General features: G+C 65.2%; 2 pseudogenes. Both read left to right on the top strand.

The features are described 5' to 3' along the window. A pseudogene (locus WA788_RS35615) lies at positions 1-237 on the top strand (ABC transporter permease); the annotation flags it as partial. Next, positions 224-486: pseudogene (locus WA788_RS35610) on the top strand (ABC transporter ATP-binding protein); the annotation flags it as partial. The pseudogenes WA788_RS35615 and WA788_RS35610, both read left to right, overlap by 14 nt.

Raw genomic sequence — 486 nt, 5'->3', positions numbered from 1 at the left:
GTGATGTACAGCATCACGAAGTTGACGTCGACGGCGCCGCATGCGGTGCGGATTCTGCTGGATGTGAATCCGGCGGCGATCTACATCGATCTGATGCGGTTCGCGTTGATCGATTCGGTGACGGCGTCGCAGATGCCGGCGCATGTGTGGCCGATGGCGGTGGCGTGGGCGCTGGTCGTCGGTGTCGGTGGGTATGTGTACTTCTGGAAGGCGGAAGAGTCCTATGGCCGTGGCTGAGCAGCCGGCGCTTCCGCCGGTGCAGGTGAGTCGTCCGAAGGTGCCGACGGTGATCGTGGAGGGCGTGAACATCGTCTACACGGTGCATGGTGCGGGGACGGGCAAGGGGAGTGCGACGGCGGCGCTGGGGCGGATGCTGTCGCGGAAGCGCCGGTCGACGAACGTGCGGCGGGTGCATGCGGTGAAGGACGTGAGTTTCACGGCGTATCGCGGTGAGGCGATCGGGATCATCGGGTCGAACGGTTCGGG

It is taken from the genome of Streptomyces sp. CA2R106, assembly GCF_037034245.1.
GTDB lineage: Bacteria > Actinomycetota > Actinomycetes > Streptomycetales > Streptomycetaceae > Actinacidiphila.
This window is presented reverse-complemented; position numbering and strand designations above follow the sequence as displayed.